Annotated in this window: 15 protein-coding genes and 1 tRNA gene; 4 read left to right on the forward strand and 12 right to left on the reverse strand. The window is 41.3% G+C overall.

What is annotated here, in order from left to right:
* Positions 1-4: 4 nt before the first annotated feature.
* From nrfD to JS40_RS07795, 3 genes are read right to left on the reverse strand one after another with little or no spacing between them, the layout of a single operon-like run.
* On the reverse strand, positions 5-1,777 hold the full coding sequence (gene nrfD / locus JS40_RS07785; protein ID WP_084677464.1) for an NrfD/PsrC family molybdoenzyme membrane anchor subunit: 1,773 nt from the start codon (positions 1,775-1,777) through the stop codon (positions 5-7).
* 27 nt (positions 1,778-1,804) lie between these two features.
* On the reverse strand, positions 1,805-4,870 hold the full coding sequence (locus JS40_RS07790) for a TAT-variant-translocated molybdopterin oxidoreductase (RefSeq protein ID WP_034259635.1): 3,066 nt from the start codon (positions 4,868-4,870) through the stop codon (positions 1,805-1,807).
* A 28-nt stretch (positions 4,871-4,898) separates the two neighbouring features.
* A complete protein-coding gene (locus JS40_RS07795) occupies positions 4,899-6,230 on the reverse strand; it encodes a c-type cytochrome (protein ID WP_034259636.1) in 1,332 nt (443 codons plus the stop codon).
* Positions 6,231-6,454: 224 nt separating this feature from the next.
* On the opposite strand from JS40_RS07795, the gene JS40_RS07800 reads away from it, so the two are divergent.
* Positions 6,455-6,850, forward strand: coding sequence for an SPOR domain-containing protein (locus JS40_RS07800; protein WP_034259638.1), 396 nt, complete (start codon positions 6,455-6,457; stop codon positions 6,848-6,850).
* A 45-nt stretch (positions 6,851-6,895) separates the two neighbouring features.
* Here the strand turns inward: JS40_RS07800 and JS40_RS07805 are convergent, their stop codons facing one another.
* The 7 genes from JS40_RS07805 to rimP form a co-directional block, all read right to left on the reverse strand.
* A complete protein-coding gene (locus tag JS40_RS07805; protein ID WP_034259639.1) occupies positions 6,896-9,988 on the reverse strand; it encodes a T9SS type A sorting domain-containing protein in 3,093 nt (1,030 codons plus the stop codon).
* Between the two features lie 99 nt (positions 9,989-10,087).
* On the reverse strand, positions 10,088-10,693 hold the full coding sequence (locus JS40_RS07810; protein ID WP_034259641.1) for a Riean_0653 family protein: 606 nt from the start codon (positions 10,691-10,693) through the stop codon (positions 10,088-10,090).
* A gap of 31 nt (positions 10,694-10,724) precedes the next feature.
* A complete protein-coding gene (locus JS40_RS07815) occupies positions 10,725-11,351 on the reverse strand; it encodes a porin family protein (protein WP_084677465.1) in 627 nt (208 codons plus the stop codon).
* 18 nt (positions 11,352-11,369) lie between these two features.
* Positions 11,370-12,719 carry a T9SS type A sorting domain-containing protein gene (locus JS40_RS07820; protein WP_160172959.1) on the reverse strand — a complete coding sequence of 450 codons (1,350 nt, stop codon included), beginning with the start codon at positions 12,717-12,719 and terminating at the stop codon, positions 11,370-11,372.
* A gap of 281 nt (positions 12,720-13,000) precedes the next feature.
* A complete protein-coding gene (infB, locus tag JS40_RS07825) occupies positions 13,001-15,703 on the reverse strand; it encodes a translation initiation factor IF-2 (RefSeq protein WP_034259646.1) in 2,703 nt (900 codons plus the stop codon).
* Positions 15,704-15,760: 57 nt separating this feature from the next.
* Positions 15,761-16,993 (reverse strand): transcription termination factor NusA, encoded by a 1,233-nt coding sequence (gene nusA / locus JS40_RS07830; RefSeq protein WP_034259647.1) that lies wholly within the window; start codon positions 16,991-16,993, stop codon positions 15,761-15,763.
* 8 nt (positions 16,994-17,001) lie between these two features.
* On the reverse strand, positions 17,002-17,469 hold the full coding sequence (rimP, locus tag JS40_RS07835; RefSeq protein ID WP_034259648.1) for a ribosome assembly cofactor RimP: 468 nt from the start codon (positions 17,467-17,469) through the stop codon (positions 17,002-17,004).
* A 158-nt stretch (positions 17,470-17,627) separates the two neighbouring features.
* Here rimP and JS40_RS07840 point away from each other — a divergent pair, with 158 nt between their 5' ends.
* Together JS40_RS07840 and JS40_RS07845 are read left to right on the forward strand one after the other, a co-directional pair.
* On the forward strand, positions 17,628-18,452 hold the full coding sequence (locus tag JS40_RS07840; protein ID WP_034259649.1) for a universal stress protein: 825 nt from the start codon (positions 17,628-17,630) through the stop codon (positions 18,450-18,452).
* Positions 18,449-19,060, forward strand: coding sequence for a hypothetical protein (locus JS40_RS07845; protein WP_034259651.1), 612 nt, complete (start codon positions 18,449-18,451; stop codon positions 19,058-19,060). Before JS40_RS07840 ends, JS40_RS07845 begins: the two co-directional genes overlap by 4 nt.
* On the opposite strand, the gene JS40_RS07850 is transcribed toward JS40_RS07845, so the two are convergent.
* Positions 19,061-19,528 (reverse strand): hypothetical protein, encoded by a 468-nt coding sequence (locus JS40_RS07850; RefSeq protein ID WP_034259652.1) that lies wholly within the window; start codon positions 19,526-19,528, stop codon positions 19,061-19,063. It lies immediately after the preceding gene.
* 564 nt (positions 19,529-20,092) lie between these two features.
* Positions 20,093-20,165, reverse strand: a tRNA-Gln gene (locus tag JS40_RS07855).
* Between the two features lie 228 nt (positions 20,166-20,393).
* On the opposite strand from JS40_RS07855, the gene JS40_RS07860 reads away from it, so the two are divergent.
* Positions 20,394-23,684 (forward strand): glycosyltransferase family 117 protein, encoded by a 3,291-nt coding sequence (locus JS40_RS07860; protein ID WP_034259655.1) that lies wholly within the window; start codon positions 20,394-20,396, stop codon positions 23,682-23,684.
* Position 23,685 lies beyond the last annotated feature (1 nt).

Here is a 23,685-nt window from a genome sequence, read left to right on the forward strand (position 1 = left end):
ACTACTAGTTGTTTTTAAGTTTAGCTGCTTGGCCGGCCCAGTCGTCACGTTTCGCTCTTCCGGGAAACTCATCGATGATGCTGTCCAATAAATCGTATTCTCTGTCTGTCATTCGGCTTACCTGCTCAAATGTATAGATTCCTAACTGGTGTAATTTCTGTTCCATGACAGGTCCGACACCACTTATTAGTTTGAGATCGTCTTGTGTTTGAGTGGCAGGATCGAAACGGCCTATACTATCTAACAGGCTTTCTGTTTTTTCTTTCTGAAGTTCTGTGTCGGCTACCGCTCCAGCACTTACCGTATCGGTATAATCGGTGCTCGTTTCATCCATCTGCACCGTATTGGCTTTCGGTTCACGCACTAGAGGTGAGTAATGTTTTACATCGTCTCCGTGCTTTTCGCGTAATGCTTTGTATTTACTTCCGGAAGATTTCAAAATAGATTTTACTTCTGCCTGTGCGATCACAGGGAATGTTCTAGAATATAATAAGAACAACACGAAAAAGAAGCCTATGGTTCCAATAAAGATTCCAATATCGACAAAGGTTGGTGAGAACATCGTCCATGAGGACGGAAGGTAATCACGGTGTAATGACGTAACGATAATCACGAAACGTTCAAACCACATTCCAATATTCACGACAATGGAAATAAAGAAGGAGAACATAATACTGGTACGTAGTTTCTTGAACCACATAAACTGCGGAGAGAAAACGTTACACGTCATCATTGCCCAATATGCCCACCAGTAAGGTCCGGTAGCACGGTTGAGGAACGCATACTGTTCGTATTCTACTCCTGAATACCAGGCAATGAATAATTCGGTAATATAAGCCACCCCTACAATAGAACCGGTGAGCATAATTACAATATTCATCAATTCGATATGCTGTACGGTGATATAATCTTCAAGGTTCGATACCTTCCGCATAATGATCAAGAGGGTGTTCACCATTGCAAATCCCGAAAAGATCGCTCCGGCCACAAAGTACGGTGGGAAGATGGTGGTATGCCAACCCGGTATTACCGAAGTAGCAAAGTCAAAAGATACAATGGTATGCACCGAAAGTACAAGCGGTGTTGCCAAACCGGCCAATACCAGAGATACTTCTTCGAAGCGTTGCCAGTCTTTAGCACGTCCACTCCATCCAAAGGATAAAATACTGTATACTCGTTTTGTAAATGGTGTGATTGCACGGTCACGTATCATCGCAAAGTCGGGCAATAAACCAGTCCACCAGAATACCAATGATACCGAAAGATACGTAGAGATCGCAAACACGTCCCAAAGTAATGGTGAGTTAAAATTCACCCACAAAGATCCAAACTGGTTTGGAATTGGCAATACCCAATAAGCCAACCACGGACGTCCCATGTGAATAATTGGGAACAGACCTGCTTGTATTACCGAGAAAATGGTCATTGCCTCCGCAGATCTATTAATCGCCATTCTCCATTTTTGACGGAAGAGCAGCAGTACCGCAGATATCAGGGTTCCTGCGTGACCAATACCTACCCACCAAACAAAGTTGGTAATATCCCAAGCCCAATTCACGGTTTTATTCAATCCCCAGACTCCAATTCCAGTTGAGACAGTGTAAATGATACATCCCACTCCCCACAAAAAGGCTACTAGGGCAATAGTGAATACTATCCACCAAGATTTATTGGCTTTGCCTTCCACAGGGGCAGCCACATCCACAGTAACATCGTGGTAGGATTTATCGCCTGTAACTAAGGGTCTTCTAATAGGTGCTTCGTAATGCGACGCCATATCTTTATTTACTATTTCTTAGTTAGTTTAAACTTCGCTTGTATTTCTCACTTTCGTCTGGTACACCACATTCGGCTTTGTACCTACCGCTTCAAGTAAGTGATACATTCTATTATTGTTCGCTAATTCGTATATCTTGCTGTCATGGTCATTGACATCTCCAAATACCATTGCTCCTTTATCACATGCCGAAGAGCAAGCAGTTTGGAACTCTCCGTCCTTGATCTCTCTTCCATCTCGTTTCGCTTCCAAAATGGTCAACTGTGTCATTTGAATACACATAGAACATTTCTCCATCACACCTCGGGAACGTACCACCACATCCGGATTCAGTACCATACGTCCAAGATCATTGTTCATGTGGTAATCGAACTCATCGTTCTCTGCATACAAGAACCAGTTAAAACGACGTACTTTATAAGGACAGTTGTTCGCACAGTAGCGGGTTCCTACACAACGGTTATACGCCATGTGGTTTTGTCCCTGACGTCCGTGCGAAGTTGCCGCAACCGGACACACGGTTTCACATGGTGCATGGTTACAATGCTGACACATTACCGGCTGGAAAGCAACCTGTGGATTGGCAGATGGGTTTTCCATTTCACCGTATTCTGATAGAGAACTTCCCAATCCAGAAATATTATCTTTTTTCTCAAAATCGTTCTCAAAAGTTTCCTCGCTCGAGTAATAGCGGTCAATACGCAACCAGTGCATATCACGGCTTTTACGCATTTCTTCTTTTCCTACTACAGGAACATTGTTTTCTGCATGACAAGCGATAACACAGGCACCACATCCGGTACATGCGTTAAGATCGATAGAAAGGTTAAAGTGATGTCCTACAGAGCGATCAAATCCTTCCCAAAGGTCTGCATCGGGTGAGGTTACCGGAATTTCCTGATGATCTTTTGATACCATAGGCATAGGATTCCATACCTCAGCATCTTTAGTATTGAATATCTCAAGAGACGTTTCTCTAATGATATCGCGTCCCATCATAGTATTGTGAAGCTGAACACAAGCAAACTCGTGAACACCGGGAACTTTTTCCAAGCTCACTTTTTGAACTGAAGAGAAATCTTTGTACAAGGGATAAGCATTCACCCCGGTTTGCATTTCTTCCTGAATTCCTTCTTTCTTCCCATATCCTAATGCCAATCCTACAGAACCTTTTGCTTGGCCCGGCTGAATTATTACAGGTACATTTTCAATTACCACATCACCCATACGAACGTTCACATAGCTTCCGTTCAATCCTCCGTTTGCCACGTGGTTATTCTCTAAGCCCATTTCTGAAGCATCTTCTGCAGAAACAGTTACATAGTTATCCCACGTTGTTCTGGTAATAGGATCGGGCATTTCTTGCAACCATGGGTTATTGGCTTGTGCGCCATCACCTAGAGAGGTTTTTGTATATAAGGTAAGCCACAGGTCTCCTTCTTGTAACGCTGAAGACAGCGCCCCATTGGCAGAATTGCTCTCAAGCGTTTCAGAAATCTGGTCTGTTGGAGATGCTGTGGTATCTGTTTCAACTGAAGCATCACTTAGCAGTACACCATCATGCAATGCTTGATTCCATGAAGTTCCTCCCAGAACAGATGCCCAAGTTTCTTTTATATAATCGTAATAATTCTTCGGATTCGCAGTCCACTTCAGTAAACAATCCTGAAATTGTCTCGTATTGAACAATGGACGAATGGTAGGTTGTATTAAACTGAAACTGCCTTTTTTCATTTGAAGATCACCCCAGGACTCCAGATAATGAGGCGTGGCGGCTACTAATTGCGCTAATGAGGCAGTGGCGTCCAACTTCATGGCAAATGCCATAGACATTTCTAAGTTCTTATACCCTTCAACAAAAGAATCGTTGTCTGGGAATGAATATACAGGGTCTACACCTACCGTGATCAATCCTTTCACCACCCCAGCAGCAACCGCGCTCATGACGCGTTGAACCTCTGCGCTGTTCCCCATGGCGGTAAGTCGAGGTTTTGTGGCATCCATCACTTCACTATTGGCATTGTAGGAAAGAACGGCCTTTTGTGCGGCAACGTTTGGCAATCCTGTAATGATCACTCCTTTACTACCTGCTTTTTGCAATTGTGCTTTGGCATTTGAAACCGCTTCGGCCATAGCAGGAGGTAATCCCACTGCAGAACCTCCGGTCAAGGCCTTTAAAATCTCTATTTGTTGTCCCGGTGTTGCAGGGATACGTTTGTCTGCATTGGCGCCAGAAAGCGTCATGTTCGCTTCAAACTGGATGTGCTTGGACATTTTTCCATTCTTCGGAATACGTCCTTGAGCATAACCGGCATCATAACCACCGCCTTGCCAATCGCCTAAGAAATCTGCTCCTACAGAGACAATTACTTCAGCTTTGGAAAAATCGTAATCGGCAAGACCTCGAGTTCCGTGCACGCTTTGGAAGGCATCCAAAGCTTCCGAAGAAGATACGGTATCGTAAATTACATGACGAACATTGGGATATTTGGCAGTGAATTCTTTTATAAGTTTTGTTGTGGAAGGACTGGCAAAGGTTTGTGTCAACAGGACAACATCTTTACCCGCCATTTCATTCATTTTTTGAGCTACAGCAACATCGAATTCTTCCCAAGATGCCTCTTCTCCGTTGATCAAAGGTGTTGGCAATCGTTGTGCGTCATATAGCGACAATACAGATGCATGAACTCTGGCATTGACGCCTCCCATTTTAGAAAGATCGTTACGCTCGATCTTTATAGGTCGGCCTTCGCGTGTTTTTACCAGGACATTCGCAAAATCAAAACCATCTGCCATAGCAGTAGCATAATAATTAGCTACCCCTGGCACTATCTCATCGGGTGCCACCACATAAGGAATGGATTTTATCACAGGTCCCTCGCAAGCAGCAAGTGAAGCCGCAGCCGTTGTAAACCCAACATATTTTAAGAAATCGCGACGTGTTGTTGAAGTTGCTTCCAAGACATTCTTGTCTCCCAAAAATTTATCTGTAGGTATTTCTTCTACAAATTCATTTTGTTGCAGGGTCTCAACAATAGAGCTGTTTTCATTTAGCTCTTCAACACTTTTCCAGTATTTCTTGTTTGATGCCATATCGTTACTTGTAATTATCTATAAAATTTTAATAGTGACATTTTCCGCATTCCAATCCGCCCATTTGCGCGATCGTCAATTTGTCAACGCCGTATTTCTTTGACAGTTCTTCATGAATCTTAGCGTAATACTCGTTACCCGCTAAATTTACATTGGTCTCTCTATGACAGTTGATACACCACCCCATGGTCAATGGGGAAAATTGATACATGATCTCCATCTCTTCTACAGGGCCATGACATTTTTGACATTCGATCCCGGCAACTGTAACGTGCTGTGAGTGATTAAAATAAGCGAAATCCGGCAGATTGTGAATGCGAACCCATTTAACCGGTTTTTCTTCACCGGTATACTTTTGTTCGGCCTCATCCCAGCCAACTGCGGCGTATAATTTTTGGATCTCGGCATCGTAAAACTCTTTGGTATATCCATTTTCCGGATCTACCTCGCCGTTATACTCTGCAATATTTTTGTGACAGTTCATACAGACATTCAACGATGGAATACCTGAGTGCTTACTTTTTCGAGCCGAACTGTGACAGTAGTTACAATCTATTTGATTTGCTCCTGCGTGAATTTTGTGTGAGTAATGAATTGGCTGTACCGGAGCATACCCTTGGTCCACACCTACCTGCATCATCCAACCATACGCAAAATAACCGGCAGCCAGTAATAGAAAGATAGAGGTCACCAAGACCAAGAACTGGTTTTGAGCGAACGCTTTCCAAATTGGCATTTTTTTCTCTTTCTCTTCGTAGGTAACACCATTTGCTTCTGCAATTCGTTTTAGAGTACTTGTCACCAGGAATAACATCACCACCAACAACAAGAAGACCAATGCTAAAGCGCCCAAGATAATATTGTTCGAAACACCACCATCACTTTCGCCTCCTCCTCCAACAGGAATTTCAGCTACAGTTGGTTCGGGTTTCGGGGCACTGGTATAAGCTAAGATGTTATCGATATCGGTGTTTGTCAATGCCGGAAAGGCAGTCATTACCGATCTGTTGTTCTCTTCAAAAAGCTTTACGGCAAGCGCATCACCGGATTGGACCAACTCTTGACTGTTCTTAATCCATTTGTACAACCACTCTCTATCGTATTTATCAGCAACACCTCTAAGGGCCGGCCCGGTTGCTTTCTTATCCAACTTATGACACGCAGCACAATTTGCCTTGAACAGAGTTTCACCTGCGGCGACATCCCCAACACCTTCGGCTGGCGGTGTTTGTGCTTCCGTGGCTTCCGCCTCGTTAGCACTATCTTCCTGTGCAAAAATGGTAGTTGAAAACGTTAGTAAGAACACTAACAAGAGAAGTGACAATCGTGAGGGTAGATTTCGGTAATTCACCTTTTTCATACTAATGATTAAATTATTGTCAATAGTTTGGCACGTAATTGGTTACCATTATGTTGGTTAATAGCTCGCAAAACGCACCATAAATAACGGCACAAAAGTAAGCTTTAAAGTCGATTTTAGAAATGCAAATAAAGTGTTAATGATTAATTTATATTTATTCTAAATAATAATTTTGCCGTTCTAAAAGTTATTAAGGTTTACATTTGCATTAAAGACAAAAATACATGAAAATATCGTCACTACATAAATCATTCACCCTCAGTATACTAATTCTTTTTTTAAGCGGAAGTGCTTTGGCCCAACAAGCTACTTTAACCGTAAACCAAGATGCTAAAATCGCCACATTACTGGAGTTGAAGAAGTCGCTGGAAAAGGATAATAAGTTATCAGACGGGTATACTATTCAGTTGTATTATGGCGAGCTCACTGAAGCAAATTATGTGATCAAGAAATACAGAGGTTCCTATACCAACTGGCCGGCGTCCATCGAATATGAAACACCCAATTACAAGGTTTGGGTAGGAAACTATGGTACCCGGTTGGATGCTGATAGAGCCTTGGTCGAGATACAGCGAAATTTTCCTTCGGCTTTTATTTTAAAACCTGAACGCAGAAAGTAAAAAACGCCTCTTGAAGAGGCGTTTTTTGCATGTATAGCAATCCTACTAATGATTGATGACCACTTGTTTTATAACAAGCTCTTCTCCATTGGAAATATGAAGAAAATAAATGCCATTATCTAAACTATAGGTATCAATGGTCTTTAGAATATTGGTACATTCTGAATGATGCAGCAAATTAGCATATTGATCGTATAAATCCAGAATATATGTGTCGTTGGCAGTAGTGCGTAAATCTATATGCAATTCCTGGTCTGAAGAATTTGGAAAGAGTATAACTTCCGATTCGATACCACCGCCACCATTAGGATCTTCAACGGTTTGACCATGCGCTTCAGACTGCGGACTCCATCCACATTCATTTCTGAATTTATAATAGTAATCCAACAATATCCCTTCATTTGACGGTGTCGTGATCATCACCTGATCTTCATTCATAATCTGTACCATGTAGGTCGGGAAGATTCCCCATTCTCTTTCAAGCACCGTTCCCTGTACGGTACTAATACTTGGGTCGATCTCAAACGTATAATTCACGGGAGAATCCGGAAAATTTTGAGTGAGCGCAGTAATTACAGGAGCTTGTGTTGGATTTCCTACCCACACTGTTTTTTTAACTTCAGTATACGGATAAATAGCCTTTATAAATCCACTACCGCTCACAGTACCATTAATGGCTTGGACCGTAACAGAAGTATCGTCGGAGGTGAGGATCTGCAAATTACCGGATACCTCCCAACTTTCTACAGGCGGACTCACACAAGTGTCAAAATCGTATGTGGCGGGTCCACTGGCACATACAGCCGCAGGACCATTCATGTCGGCTCCTTCCAAATAAACGGTAGGCGGTTGCGGATTACCTGCCAATTCTTCCATAAGCCAAGCCATGCTTTCTTCGGTAAAGGAAGTATGTCTTTCGTTGATTTTGGGACCAAAATAGCTGTCGAAAGGAATTTCGTTGGTACAAGCCAGATTTCGATTTAACCTCTCGTGCCAATTAAAATCGGGATTGAAGAACCCTAAGGAGCTTATTGTGGGTATAAATGAATGTGTGTGCTCATTATTATAAACATTTAATTCAGCACCTCCCGCAACGTCGGACAGAATTGAGGATATCGTTGAAAAAATTCCTTCCCAAGATGCCCAAAAGCCACCAGAAGGGACTATGGGATCGGTACCGTCCCTATCTCCAACTACTGTATCAAAACCTGGGAACCAGCCGCCGGGAACATTGTCCATATTGCCTCTTGAGTTTATATTGGTAGCGTACTTTGATTGATCATTAAAAAGGAGCTTAAATCTAGAAACCTTTCCATTTCCATTGAATCCAGGCATATTATAAGCTTCTGAACTCCCTATATGAATATCCCAGCATATAGGCCAGGGAGAACAAACGGTTTGAAAAGCTCTTAGATTTGCTCCTATTTGACTATTGTTTATAAAAGAATCGAATTCTTGAGTAAAGGGATTAAAGAAATCCCTTTTTCCTGTTAGAGCACCATTTACAAGCGCAATTTTTCTTAAATTCTCTGGGTAGCCTCTATTATTCGTTGTCCTGTTATTATATAGGTTGTTGTAAAATTCAACAAAAAAAGGATGCCCTCTATTTTCTGAAAAACCTTGACCTATTGCTCGTGAGTTGAAAAATTCTTGTCTTAATTGATTGCCGTTCCAGCCGTTGAACTGTTCAATAATTTGTTGCTTGGCAGCTGAAGTACCTAATTGATTGTCCACAAAATCTTGAGCCATGACATTACCACTTGATGCTACTTGATTTACCATAGCTTGCAGACCAATAGGAATGTTAGCTCCTATATGAGGACTGTCCACACTTACCCATAGGCGTGTATTATGCGGTAAATTATTCTTCTCCATATACGCCAAGGCATACCGGGAGATCTGCCCTCCCATACTCGGTCCTACAATGACCAGTTGCTCTGAGCTGTTATTTTGAATTAATTTTGAGTTCAGTTCTTGGTACAATTTAATATGGGTAAGTGCATTTCTTTCGATATAATCGGCCCCGCCATCAATTTGGCCACCTCCGCTTATACTGGAATAACTTGGGTGATTAACAATGACTACATCATATCCTAGAGAATTTAATTCAGGTATTAAAAAATGCTGAATACCTGAACTGTCTATATAGCTCATCATTTCTTCAATAGAAACATGATCCTCATTGGTGGTTCCTGGGTGAGGATCGGTATCTTGAATTTTTCTTTTATCTCCGGGATCGAAGCCATCAATGATAATAATAGGCTTCATTAAGACGGGATTAGGAGTACTATAAAAGATACGATAATCTAATCTTCCAAGTCTAGGTGTTGCTTCGTCGTAACCCTGAAAAGGCAACTCGGCATCTATTGTTCCATTTTCAATCTGGGGATTAGGTGGTATGTAAAGTATCCGCTCAACATGAATTGCTGCCTGTGTTATCTTTGAGGTTCCATCGCTAAATGTGGCTTCAAATGTTATCGTTTTATAACCGGATTCATTATAATCTACTGAAATAGTATTCGTAATAAATTGTCCGTTATCGAAGATTAAGAAATCTTCGTTAGTATCAAAATTTGCTACAAGGTTTTGAAGTTGTGCTGAAGAGCTTTCGTTAAACAAAAATGAATCGCCGAATTTAAAGGTAATAGTATTTCCAATAACCCCTCTTTTTAAAGGCGAAGCAACAAAGGCATGCTTTTCCATAAAAACGGGTTGATCATTATTAATTTTTTCAAATTGGTCTTCAACTTTGTTTAAAGCACCTTCCTGTTCATTTTCTGGTTTGTAGTTTAATTTATGAAAAGTTGCATTTAGAATTCCCACATCAACTACATCATAAATTGTATCAGAAGTATAATTAGCACGTAAAGCATAATGAGATACAAACTTCTGTTCATTCGACGCTTTATACATGTCCAATAAAGCCTGCTCAAAGTAGTCTGCATTTGCGATTTTATCCTCTTCGTTAAATGATGTAAGGTTCGACCATCCAACTGTCCTGTCGTATAATACTCCTGATGTAAATGTCGACTGATCAATCTCCACCAACATACTGTCGATCTTGGTTGGGAGTGGATTTTGTGCCTGAATAAATGTTAAAATGGGGAGAAAAGCGAGTAGAAATGATAAATTTCTCATAATTTTAAGGTGTTAATAAGTGAAACATTGAGTGAAAACGGTTTTATTTATTTGCATAGGGCGTCATTGCAGTGATGCCCTTTTTTGTTGGTGTCAACTCTAAGGGAAATTGCCCGGTAAATCATCCCATTTTATATCAAAACGGCCTTCTGTGATTTCTATAAAGTCTGTGGGATCGTCACGATTTACTGCTCGACAACTAAAAGTTCCAGACACAATACGATTTTCAAAATCATATCTCGTAATAATAAGAAGGCCACTATCGGGTAAGGAACAATACCATTTATAAGATTGGCTTGTCTCATCTAGCCAACGACATCGGATGTTCACTGTGTCTAGTGCATATACACTATCCTCACAATTGCTCTCGTTAATTAGAAAAGTTCCTTCACCTATTTGGTGTAAATTTGGTATATGTATATCTAAAAGCCCTCCATTACCACTTTTAAAATCCCTAATTTTAATATCTATGTATTCGTAATTTGGCGGGTTCCCCAATCCGACAAATCGCATTCCGGGATCGGGCGTGTTAAACGTCCCTTCACCATCTCTAGGAATGAGTATCTTTCCATCAATATAACAGCCAAATGTGTTCTCCCCCGTCTGTGTAATAAGGGGTAAGTGAGGGACAAAATTATCATCTGCTTTATCGCACCCTATCTGTAAGGCTATTACTATACTAAGTAGCAAAACTGTTGTTCTCATAAGAATCTGCTTTTTAAAATATTAAAATCATTTACAGAAATGTGAATCCGAGCACAATATTATTGCTCCCAGACTCCAATTTTGTGTTGTTAGAATTCATTAAAGCACTAATAGATTTCGATCCAATATTTGACCGAAACTCAATGAAAATTCTTTTCTTTTCTGAAAAGTCATAATCGAATCCCAAACCTCCTGAGAATCCGAAATCTGTTGTGTCAAATTCTTCTACGGGATGATTGTTTGTTTCCGAGTCAACCAGGATTCCTAGAAATAGTCCTGCGTTCAAAAAAACCTTTAGTTTACCTCCACCTATGGTATGTCTATATAAAATTGGGGCCACCAAATAATTCAGCTTAATCTCACCATTGTTGCCAAAAGGCATGTCGGTAGAAGGATCAATTATTTCTGCAAAATTTGTCGTTGCACCCTTTTGCTCAAACGTAAGATTTGCAACAAAAGAACTGTGCTTACTTACATTGTAATTACCATGCACTCCCAATAACAAACCATTACTTGTGGAGAAATAATCATCGAATGATAATCCCGGAGTTTTTAATACCGCATAGGTTATTCCCCCGTGAAATCCATAACTGAACTTTTCCTGAGCAGTCATTGTCGAACCCACTATAAATAATATAAAAAAGAACTTTAGTTTCATATTAACCGTTTTAATGAGTTATTTTTTAATAATCTTTTCGACTGTTGTTTGATTTTGTGCATCCACGAGTTTCACTAAGAATAATCCACTTTTTAATGATGAAAGATCGATATTCTTTATACCATCGCTTTTTGAATACTGAAATAATTGCGCTCCAATGGAATTATATACTGAAACCTCTATTACAGGAAAACTGGATGTAATTTGAACGATATTATCTGTAGGGTTAGGGTGCAAAACCACGTGCGACACTTCTAATCCCGAAACACCCAGTAAACACTCTTCAGTAAAATTGACAGCATGCCCCACTTGGTTTTCAATGAATACAGTTAAAGCCGAAGTATCATCATCCACACATACGGTCTCTAAATTTGGTAAGTTCGTAAAATCGTTGTTGGAAGACCCAGAAGTATCGAAATCTTGGTTGATCCCGTTCTTTAAATTGATATACGAAAGATTGGGATTGTCATTACAGGTAATTCGATATACCCCTGTGTTACTTATATCCAACGTTGATAGATCGTTCTCATCGACAAAGAGCGAGGTAAGTAAAGGACTATTTATCTGGCCAAGCGATGTAAGTTGATTTTGACTTAATCTTGCAAACTCCAATACCGGCTTATTCGAAAGGTTTAGAGAAGTTAACTGGTTGATGGGCACATATAAATTTTCTAAATCGTTACTATTAGAAATATCAAGGGATGTAAGTTCACAAAAAGTACAGTCCAGTCGCTCCAACTGCGATTGATTGCTCAGGTCCAATGTTCCCAAGGGGTTAAAATTTGCAGATAAGGTTTCTAAATTTAAATTGGTCTCTAGATCCAGAGCACTAATTTGATTTGCGGATATTTCTAAATACCTTAATGCCGTATTAACGGAAACATCTATATCTTTTATAGCATTGGAGTTGCAATAAAGCACCTCAAGTGCTGTATTGTTGGATACATCTATCGCTATAAGACTATTACTCCCTACATTTAATTCAATAAGAGCAGTGTGCGGACTTACGTCAACAGCCCCCAACAAATTGTCCCGTGCATTTATTTTCTCCAAGAGTAGATTTCCGGACAAAGGAAGTCCGTTAATCTGATTGATAGAACAATCCAGCTCTGTAATGTTTGCAAAGGCTTCAATTCCTGTAAGATCGCTAATTTGACCGGGGTTGGCAAAGGTTCCGTTCACAAAAAGGCCTCCGGTGAGTGCTTGAGCTTCACTTAACTGTATCTCGCCGTCTGTATTTGTATCGATGATAGGGTCATGGGTAAGAAGTTTATTCTTAAAATGAGTGTCGGGAATAGAGACGATCTGTGCCTGACTAATCGTAATGAAGATGAATGCGAACAAGGCGGTGCAAAAACATGTTTTCATAAGTTTGGTGTTTAGAATTAGTACTGTCGTTATTGGGAATACCATTGTGCTGGTTTCCATTTTTTGACAATCACCGGGGAGAAAATAAAGCCTATTGGCATTCTAAATGTAGGACAAGATTTTTTAAATCCAAAAAAACGTCTGTGTTTTTTACAGTGTTTCAGCCATTTAAATGTCGCCATTCATAAATGACGGGTCACGATAAAAGGTGAGCTCCTTACATGCTAAAACTAAAAAACGCCCCCGTTGGAGGCGTTTTTTTATTGTGTATGGATGTGTTATTATTTTAGTTTCTTCTTTACAGCAACTTCCTGGAAAGCTTCGATAATATCACCTTCCTGAATGTCATTGTAGTTTTTAATCTGGATCCCACAATCGTATCCTTTTGAAACTTCTTTTACGTCATCCTTAAATCGTTTTAAGGACTCCAGTTCTCCTGTATAAACGACTACCCCTTCTCGTATCAATCGGATTCCGGAAGATCTGAAAATCTTGCCGCTAAGAACCATACATCCTGCAATGGTTCCTACTTTAGATATTTTGAAGGTTTCGCGAATTTCGGCGGTACCGGTGATCTCCTCTTTCATTTCAGGAGACAACATGCCTTCCATCGCATCTTTAAGATCGTTGATCGCATCATAAATAATAGAATACGTTCGGATATCGATTTCTTCCTTATCTGCAATCTGACGTGCATTGCCCATAGGACGCACATTGAATCCAATAATAATTGCATCGGAAGCAGATGCCAACAATACATCACTTTCGGTAATAGGTCCTACTGCCTTGTGAATGATATTCACTTGTATCTCTTCAGTAGAAAGTTTCTGGAAGGAGTCTGTTAAGGCTTCTACAGAACCATCCACATCCCCTTTAAGAATAATGTTCAACTCCTTAAACTCTCCTAATGCAATTCGTCGTCCTATTTCATCTAACGTAATATGACGCTGTGTTCTAACCGATTGCTCGCGCTGTAATTGTGTACGTTTGGTAGCAATAGCCTTGGCTTCTCGTTCATCTTCAAAGACATTGAACTTATCACCTGCTTGAGGTGCACCGTCGAGTCCTAAAATAGAAACAGGTGTTGAGGGCCCGGCTGCTTTGATATTGTTCCCGCGCTCGTCGTGCATGGCTTTCACTTTTCCACTGTTTTGGCCTGCAAGGACGTAATCTCCTACTTTCAGGGTTCCTCCCTGTACTAAGATGGTCGATACGTACCCACGACCTTTGTCTAAGAAGGCTTCGACTACGGTTCCGTAGGCAGCTCGGTCAGGATTCGCTTTTAGCTCAAGTAATTCGGCTTCAAGCAATACTTTCTCTAATAATTCAGGTACTCCTTGTCCGGTTTTTGCTGAAATATCATGCGATTGGATCTTTCCTCCCCAGTCTTCTACCAGCAAGTTCATTTGTGCCAGCCCTTCTTTGATCTTCTCTGGGTTGGCAGTTGGTTTGTCGATTTTATTGATCGCAAACACGATAGGTACTCCTGCTGCCTGCGCATGACTTATGGCTTCTTTGGTCTGCGGCATGATATCATCGTCTGCTGCTACCACAATAATGGCCAAGTCGGTAACCTGAGCTCCCCTTGCCCGCATCGCAGTAAAGGCTTCGTGACCTGGTGTATCTAAGAAAGCGATCTTTTGACCGTTCTCGAGTTGCACACCATAGGCGCCGATATGCTGAGTGATCCCTCCGGATTCCCCGGCGATTACGTTTTCTTCACGAATGTAATCCAGTAAGGAAGTCTTTCCGTGATCTACGTGTCCCATCACTGTTACAATTGGAGCTCTGGGCTCCAGATCTTCCGGTGCATCTTTTTCTTCGACAAAAGATTCTTCAATATCTGCAGTAACAAATTCTACTTCATAGCCAAACTCATCGGCAACAATAGAGAGTGTTTCAGCATCGAGACGCTGATTCATTGTCACCATCATTCCCAAGGACATACAAGCCGAAATTACCTTTGTAACGGGAACGTCCATCATGGTTGCAACCTCACTTACGGTTACAAATTCGGTCACTTTAAGTAATTTACTTGCAGCTTCCTGTTGTGCCAGATCATCCTCTGTTTTTTGACGGTGACTGTCTCTTTTCTCTCTTCGGTATTTTGCACCTTTTCCTTTGGAAGATTTCCCTTGAAGTTTTTCCAGGGTCTCTCGCACTTGTTTTTGTACTTCCTCTTCACTTGGCTCCTCTTTAGGAACATTAGAGCGTCCACCACTTTTACGTCCGGCACCTCGATTGTCTCTAAAGTTTCCGCCTCCCTTGGAAGGTTCTTTGCTTATGCGACGACGACGTCCTTTCTTTTCAGAAGATTTATCGTCTTTTTTCTCGATTTTTTTCTTTTCAGGTTTTTTGAATTGGGTAAGGTCGATCTTTTCCCCAGTAAAATTAGGGCCATCCAATTTCTTATAATTGGTTTCAACGACATCGTTCTTCTTGGGTGTAGCTTCTTCCGTTTTTGGGGTCTCCTTTTTAGGAGTTTCGGTTTTGGCCTCTACTTTTGCAGGCGCTTCTTCTTTTTGCTCGGCAACAGGTTTTTCAATCACCGGTGTTTCGGCTTTAGGCGTTTCCTTAGCAGGTTCTTTTACTTCTGCAACAGTTTCGGCAACGTCCTCTTTTTTGGCCTTATCCCCCTCAAGGTCTACTTTCCCAACCTGCTTGAGTCCGCCCAGTTTTGCCTCGGCTTTAATAACTTTGGAAGCTTCTTTTTTCTCTTTTTCCTCTAACTCGCGTTCCCGCGCCAAACGCAGCTCTTCCTTTTCCTTACGCTTTTCTTCCCCTACTTCCTTGGAAGCTACCTTTTTGCTCTTATCGGTTTGAAACTCTTCAAATAGCACTTGGTATTCTTCTCCCGAGATCTTCGTAGTAGGACGTGCCTCTATTTCGTGTCCTTTGGAACTTAAAAATTCCACGGCACGGTCCAATGAGATATTGAATTCGCGTAATACTTTGTTAAGCCTTATCGTTTTTACTTCAGCCATAAAAATGCTTTCTCCTGTTATTCTCTTAATATATGATAAAAGTAGTTAATCTTTATACTACTCTTCAAATTCCTCTTTTAATATACTTATTACGTCCCGAATGGTTTCTTCCTCGAGGTCGGTACGTTTTACAAGGTCGTTGATGTCGTGTTCCAAAACACTTTTTGCGGTATCCAAACCTATTTTATGGAATTCGGCAATGATCCAATCTTCGATCTCATCGGAAAATTCTCTTAATTCCACATCTTCTTCAGCTCCTTCTCGCAACACATCGATCTCATAGCCTGTAAGCTGCCCTGCCAGTCGTATGTTGTGACCACCTCTTCCTATAGCTTTAGAAACCTCTTCCGGCTTTAAAATCACCTCAGCACGTTTCGTTTCTTCGTTGATCTTGATCGAAGTTACCTTTGCCGGACTCAAAGCACGGGTGATGAATAAGTTAAGGTTGTTGGTGTAATTGATCACATCGATGTTTTCATTGCCCAGTTCACGAACGATTCCGTGAATACGGGATCCTTTCATACCAACACATGCGCCTACCGGATCGATCCGATCGTCGTAAGAATCGACAGCGACCTTTGCTTTTTCTCCCGGAATACGAACAACCTTCTTAACAGTGATCAATCCGTCGAATACTTCAGGTATTTCCTGTTCAAATAATTTTTCAAGGAATAGCGGACTTGCACGAGACATCAAGATAGTGGGCTTGTTCCCTTTCAGCTCAACGCTTTCAATAATACCACGTACGTTATCTCCTTTTCTGAAAAAATCTGACGGGATCTGTTTATCCTTAGGCAGAATGATCTCGTTCCCGTCGTCGTCCAAAAGAATGACTGCCCTGTGACGAATATGGTGTACTTCGGCGGTGTAGATTTCTCCTTCTAACTCTTTAAATTGCTTATAGATATTGGTGTTGTCGTGTTCATGGATCTTAGAAATAAGATTTTGACGCAAGGCCAGGATCGAACGGCGACCCAGATCTATCAATTTCACTTCTTCCGAAACATCTTCTCCGATCTCGAAGTCGGGCTCGATCTTACGAGCTGCAGACAAAGAGATCTCTTCGTTAGGATCTTCAACTTCACCATCGGCTACCACGACACGGTTCCTCCAAATTTCCAAATCTCCTTTGTCGGGGTTAATAATAATATCAAAATTATCGTCACTTCCGTACTTCTTCTTTAAAGCGTTTCTAAAAACGTCTTCCAGTATCGCCATAAGCGTTACTCTGTCAATCAGTTTATCGTCCTTGAATTCTGAAAAAGAATCAATTAACGCTAAATTTTCCATATCATCCTTTAATTAAATGTTATCATCACTTTTGCTTCCGCAATATCTTTATAGGGTAACACCGTTTCTTTTTGTACGGTGACCTTTCCTTTTCCAACCGGTTTTGGTTCTCTGGCCTTCCACTGCAAGGTGATAGCCTCTTCTGTAGCCGAAACGAGCGTGCCTTCAAAAGCATTGTCGTCCTTCGTTCTAAGTTTTAGCGTTCTACCTACATTCTTTTTGTACTGTCTGGGTAATTTAAGAGGTTCAGAAACCCCTGCCGACATTACCTCCAGAGAAAAATCCACTTCTTCTCTGTCCAGATTATGTTCGATCTCGCGACTTACTGCAATACAATCTTCAACCGAAACGCCCTTATCTCCATCCAAAATAACACGAATATGATTCGCTTCAGAAATGCTGTAATCAATTAAAAATAAAGACTTGTTCTTTTCTAACGCCTGTTCCAGAAGTTGTGTTACCTTTTCCCGCATCATTTTCAACTATAAAAAGAGGGGACTTTTTTGTCCCCTCAGCTAGTTACGTATCAAATTCGGTGCAAATATACTACAATTTTTAATATTAAAAAAACAGGCGACACCCGTTTTATTTTTGTAATTTAATAGTTACAAATTAATCGAAACAATCACTTTATATGAAACGAATTTTAGTCCCTACCGATTTCTCTTCTCAAGCTGAAAATGCATTGCAGGTCGCTGTCCAAATGGCAAAAAAACATGCGAGCCAGATCTATTTATTACACTCTTTGGATCTTCCTTTGCATTTAGCGAGATCGGGCAGCGGCGGAAGTCTCCCCGAATCCCTTTACTTCATAAAATTGGCGGAAAAGAATTTTGAAGAGCTCTTGCAAAAACCTTATCTGCAGGATGTAGAAGTTCGCGAGGCTATAGGTCATGCCGAGATCTATGAAGATGTAAGCGAAGCGGTTGCGGCAAACGACATCGATCTTATAGTTATGGGATCACACGGAGCCAGCGGTTTTAAAGAGATGTTTATAGGAAGCAACACAGAGAAAGTGGTGCGCACCTCTAAAATTCCGGTTTTGGTGATCAAGAACAATCATCCTGTGTTCAATATTGAAGATTTTGTATTTGCTACAGATTTTGCTGAAGAATGTAAAGGAAGTTTCAACGATGCGTTGAATTTTGCTGAAGCGGTAGGAGCTACACTGCATCTACTCTACATTAACACTCCAAATGATTTTAGAACCAGTGCTGAAGCTCAAAAGATGATGCAAGAGTTTGTGAAAGGGACCAATGCAAGTCAATATACCTTGAACATTTATAATGACACTTCCGTAGAAAAAGGAATCTTGAACTACGCCAGGGATACCAACGCTCAACTCATTGGAATGAGCACCCACGGGCGCAAAGGGCTTTCTCATTTCTTTAACGGAAGTATTAGCGAAGACCTTGTAAATCATGCCAAGATGCCGGTGATCACATTCAAGATACGATGACCCGAACTATTGGCTGTGGAATATTGCTTATAATGCTTCAAGCTTGTGGCGGCTCGACCACTCAGGGGCCAAAAAATATAATAGGAGATCCGGAGCCGAATACAGAGACTGAAACGGTGATAGAAACTCCCGTGATTTCTGAACCTATACTTCCGAAAGGTGCCGTTACGGCAAATTACATTACAAAAAAAACACCGTTCTATGCCTATGTGAAAGGAGTGGATAAATCATTAGACATTACAGAGATCGCGTTCGAAGACGCAGCTATTCCTGCTATACGAATTCCCGAAACGGTGGGCGCATCCTTGTCAAGTCTTCGATTCAACGAGTTTGAGAGCGACCTCCTGCTAGTCACTGCCAAGATCAAGGATCCCAATTTCAATAAGTACTATTTGTATCAATTCCGAAACGGCCGTTGGGAAATGGTCGTCAACCGATTCGCCATTCACAGAAGTCATGTAAATGACACCTTGATCCCTATTACTGTAGACCCGGCAAACCCAGGTTATATGCTTCGATATTATTCGGTATTCGATCTTGACGCAAAAAGTGATCTTGGTTACACGTGGCGATTGCTAAGGGAAAGTGTCCCTTATTTGAAACAATAATCAATTAAAATAATCGTGATAATCCATAAGCATCGTCTTAAAAGCACGCTCGCCATTGTCCCCTAGATTTTTGTTTGATAAACCCAGATCCTCCCGCATCTCCAACAGCACTTTCGAAAGTTTTTCATAATGGACTCTCGGATTCATAGTCTCCTTACCCGTTAGTAATGCAAAATTATACTGCCGATAATTCCCCATGGCATTTATAACATCGGGAGATGCATAAAGCATATATTTCTTGTAAAAATCGAACATCGCATCATTGACCTTCTTAAAATCTTGCTTGTCCGGTTCGCTCTGTGAATGCAGATCTTCAACAATGATATCTACAAATTTTTGATACACTGCGCGTCGTTCTACGTTTACTTCATTTTGAAGCTCTTTCCTTTTTTCAATAATGTGTCGTGCATAATATCCAATACCTGCGGTCACCACCGAAAAGAAAACTGTAAACCATTCTAGTGTCATAATGTAATACCTTAAAAGTGTGTGCGGGGAGCCCTTTAAAGATACAACATAATTATAAACGATTGATTTTCAGCAATAACTTCAATAATAACTATAAAAGCACCTCAATGAAGAAATCGTTCTTGAGTATTTGACCAACACACTCTTAGTCTAAGAGCTTTGCAAGCATGTGCTGAAAATATTCGTACAGAGGAGGGCAGGAGTAAACCAATCTTCTGGGAAAATTCTTAAAAACAAAAATCCTGAAATCTTTCATGAGCGGGATTAACATTTTGTTGGCCCACAAAGGCTCGAACCGGTCGAGACGTTCAGATAATGTCCGGTGGACATTTTTAGCGAAGGGGCCAGATTGCCGCAGAGGCAGGTGGAGAGCCCGTGTATATACATAAAAAAACCCGAGCGGATGCTCGGGTTAAATCGTTGGCCCACTAGGGCTCGAACCGGACCAAGCGTTAAGAAAATGTCCGGTGGACATTTTTAGCGATGGGGCCAGATTGCCGCAGAGGCAGGTGAGAGCCCGGGTATATTCATAAAAAAACCCGAGCGAATGCTCGGGTTAAATCGTTGGCCCACTAGGGCTCGAACCTAGACTCTTCTGGACCAAAACCAGACGTGTTGCCAGTTACACCATGGGCCAATACTTCAATAAAATGAGGGCTAAGCCCTCCGAAGCTCCAACACTTTTGAGTGAAGGAGGGTGCAAATTTAAAACAAACTTTGTCTTGTACAAACATTTTTCGCAAAAAAGCATGTTTTTCAATACGCTTATTTAAAATATCCCGCATTCTAACTACGTTAGTACTATTTCATATTTGGGGCTAATCATATTATTAGTAAATTCGTCCCAACAAAATTATATAAACATATGGGTTCCTTTCACTTTACCAAATGGAATAACATTTTAGGATGGTTCGTTTTTGCCGTGGCACTTATTACCTATTGGATGACTGTGGAACCCACTGCCAGTTTTTGGGATGCCGGCGAATACATAACTACCTCCAGTAATCTGGAAGTAGGACACCCTCCCGGAGCTCCGCTTTATCAATTATTAGGGGCCTTCTTTTCCATTTTTGCGATGGAAGCTACCAGCATCGCTTTAACAATAAACCTTATGTCGGTTTTCGCGAGTGCTTTTACAATACTATTCATGTTTTGGTCTCTCACGCTTCTTTTAAGGAATATCGTTGCCAAACACCAAGAACTTACAAAGAACAACGCCGTTGCTATTTTAGGAAGTGCTGCCGTAGGTGCCTTAGCCTTTGCGTTTACCGATAGTTTTTGGTATAGTGCCGTGGAAGCTGAAGTGTATGCCTCCGCAGCTTTTATCATGGCAGTGTTATTCTATTCGGCATTGCGATGGGAACAAGAAATGAATACCCCACGCGGCGATAGGTGGGTGATTCTTATCGCGTTTTTGATTGGGCTTACATTCGGTGTGCACTTTATGGCACTCCTTACAATTCCCGCCATTGGGTTCTTGTATTTTTTCAAGAATTATAAAACTGTAACCACTAGGAATTTTATTATTGCAAATCTTGTTACTGTTGCCATTTTGCTATTTATATTCAAGCTCTTGCTTCCAATGACGATGAAGTTCTTTAGTGCTTCGGAATTGTTCTTCGTTAATAGTATAGGTATGCCATTCAATTCAGGAACGGTCATTGCCGGCCTCGTTTTTATCGCTTTGTTCTATTTTGGACTGAAGTATACACGTAAAAAAGGGTATGCGCAACTCAACACCATGCTCCTCTGTATACTTTTTATTTTTATTGGATTCTCAAGTTGGCTTATGTTGCCCATTCGCGCCAATGCCGGAACCGTTATCAATGAGAACAATCCAAACAACGCACGGGAATTGCTGGCATATTACAATCGTGAGCAATACCCCGAAACTCATTTGTTCTATGGCCCCCTTTTTACTGAAGCCTACGTCGGTCTGGATCCGGACAACCCTTATAAGGACGACAAACCCAAATATGAAAAAGATGAAGCACTTGGAAAATATGTGATCGTCAATAACTATAAGAACGCCAGTCAAAATACAGACGATGCCCAAAAGGCAATTCTCCCCAGGATGTGGAGTCTGGAGCACAATGCGAACTATATTGAGTTTACAGGCGGAGTGGACTTTAGCATTAAAAGAGAATATCGCGGCGAACAACGATTAATCGATGAGGTAAATGCCTTTAGGGAAGCTCATGCCAATGGTCTGGTGGACAGTGAAGACTATCATAATTTCTTAACGGACTTTAGTCCCTTTCTGGATATTGAAAAGCCATCGTTCTGGGATAATATGAGTTTTATGTTCGAGTATCAATTCGGATATATGTATTGGCGCTATTTTATGTGGAACTTCGCAGGCAGACAGGACGATGTTCAAGGTCAGTACACCGATCTGCATGGTAATTGGATCAGCGGGATCAAATTTATTGATGAACTAAGGCTTGGATCGCAAGATAATTTGCCTAGTGACATGAAGGACAATCGAGCTCGTAATACGTATTATTTCCTTCCCCTTATCCTTGGGATCTTAGGTCTTGTATTTCATGCCAAGAACGACCTTAAAAGCTTTTGGGTCTTGCTGGTCTTCTTCCTTTTTACAGGGCTCGCCCTAAAGGTCTATTTAAATGAGCGCCCATTTGAGCCCAGAGAACGCGATTATGCTTTGGTTGGTTCGTTCTACGTGTTCGCTATATGGATAGGCTACGGCGTTTACGCATTATACGAAGTGATTAAAGATTACGTAAAACCAAAAATTGCCATCCCTGTCGTCCTTATAGCAACCACACTGGCCGGGCCGGTACTTCTGGCAACACAAAATTGGGATGACCACGATAGGTCCAACCGCTATACTGCTCAGTCTATGGGAAAAATGTATCTGGACTCGGTAGATGAAAATGCCATATTATTTACTATTGGTGACAACGATACGTTTGCTTTATGGTACATTCAGAATGTGGAAGGCTACCGGCAGGATGTTCGCATCGTGAATACCAGTCTGTTCCAAACAGATTGGTATATAGACGATATGAAGAAAAAGGCTTTCAGTAGTGATCCCATCCCTTCACAGCTTACCCACGATAAATACAGGGTGGGCGCTCGTGATTTCCTTTTCTTCCAGGAAACAAAACAAGATACCATCGATATAAAGACATGGATGAACTGGATTGCGAACGACAGCCCGGCGACGCAGGTGGAATTACAAAGCGGGCAAATGGCCAACACGTTTCCGTCAAAGATCATTCGCATCCCGGTGGACAAAGAAGCCGTTTTACGAAATGGTATCGTAGCTCCGGAGGACGCAGATAAGATCGTACCCTATATCGACATTCAATTAAAAGGGGATGTCCTATACAAAAACCGAATGATGATGCTGGATGTTATTGCCAATAACAATTGGGAACGTCCTATCTATTTCAGTGGAGGAGCATTTGGCGATGATGATTATCTGTGGATGAAGGATTATCTTCAGTTGGATGGAGTGGTCTATAAGCTGGTTCCTATTAGGACCGAAATAGACAAACGAAATCCGTTCGACATGGGTAGAATTGACAGCGACAAAATGTACGATATTGTCATGAGCTGGGATTGGGGCAATAGTGGCAGTCCCGATATTTATCACGACACCGAAACGCGCCGCAATGGTATTACCTACCGCAGCAATCTTGCTCGTTTAGCCGAAACACTCATTAATGAAGGCAAAGAGGAAAAGGCCGAAAAAGTGCTGGACCTCGCCATGGAAAAAATGCCGGTGGAGTATTTTGAATATTATTCATTGCTGGAGCCTTATGTATTGGGTTATTATGAAGTGGGAGCCCCTAAAAAAGCACGTGCTGTGTACGAATCTGTAGCGAAAAAATACCAGGAGCATTTGCTGTTCTTTAGCGGTATGAAAGTGAATCGTCAATATGCCCTGGCCGATGAGATCATAAGTAATATGGAACGATACCGAAGTCTGGTAGATATTCTAATTGTAATGGATACTGAAGAATTTGCCAAGCAAGAGGCTCAAAAGTTCAATGATTATTTAAAGCTGTTCCGCCATTTCTATGATGAAAGTGAAGGTGTGGATGTCAACAAGCAACCACCTGTTGAAGATTCCATGCAAATGGTCCTGGACTCTGCCTTGATGGATGCGATAGAAGCCGAAAATTAAA

This window comes from Altibacter lentus (assembly GCF_000746845.1).
Lineage (GTDB): Bacteria > Bacteroidota > Bacteroidia > Flavobacteriales > Flavobacteriaceae > Altibacter > Altibacter lentus.

Coding starts and splice junctions, on each gene's coding strand:
- nrfD (WP_084677464.1), bottom strand. CDS start 1,777: ATGGCGTCGCATTACGAAGCACCTATTAGAAGACCCTTAGTTACAGGC.
- JS40_RS07800 (WP_034259638.1), top strand. CDS start 6,455: ATGAAAATATCGTCACTACATAAATCATTCACCCTCAGTATACTAATT.
- JS40_RS07845 (WP_034259651.1), top strand. CDS start 18,449: ATGACCCGAACTATTGGCTGTGGAATATTGCTTATAATGCTTCAAGCT.
- infB (WP_034259646.1), bottom strand. CDS start 15,703: ATGGCTGAAGTAAAAACGATAAGGCTTAACAAAGTATTACGCGAATTC.
- nusA (WP_034259647.1), bottom strand. CDS start 16,993: ATGGAAAATTTAGCGTTAATTGATTCTTTTTCAGAATTCAAGGACGAT.
- JS40_RS07795 (WP_034259636.1), bottom strand. CDS start 6,230: ATGAAAAAGGTGAATTACCGAAATCTACCCTCACGATTGTCACTTCTC.
- JS40_RS07840 (WP_034259649.1), top strand. CDS start 17,628: ATGAAACGAATTTTAGTCCCTACCGATTTCTCTTCTCAAGCTGAAAAT.
- JS40_RS07810 (WP_034259641.1), bottom strand. CDS start 10,693: ATGAGAACAACAGTTTTGCTACTTAGTATAGTAATAGCCTTACAGATA.
- JS40_RS07860 (WP_034259655.1), top strand. CDS start 20,394: ATGGGTTCCTTTCACTTTACCAAATGGAATAACATTTTAGGATGGTTC.
- JS40_RS07805 (WP_034259639.1), bottom strand. CDS start 9,988: ATGAGAAATTTATCATTTCTACTCGCTTTTCTCCCCATTTTAACATTT.
- rimP (WP_034259648.1), bottom strand. CDS start 17,469: ATGATGCGGGAAAAGGTAACACAACTTCTGGAACAGGCGTTAGAAAAG.
- JS40_RS07790 (WP_034259635.1), bottom strand. CDS start 4,870: ATGGCATCAAACAAGAAATACTGGAAAAGTGTTGAAGAGCTAAATGAA.
- JS40_RS07850 (WP_034259652.1), bottom strand. CDS start 19,528: ATGACACTAGAATGGTTTACAGTTTTCTTTTCGGTGGTGACCGCAGGT.
- JS40_RS07820 (WP_160172959.1), bottom strand. CDS start 12,719: ATGAAAACATGTTTTTGCACCGCCTTGTTCGCATTCATCTTCATTACG.
- JS40_RS07815 (WP_084677465.1), bottom strand. CDS start 11,351: ATGAAACTAAAGTTCTTTTTTATATTATTTATAGTGGGTTCGACAATG.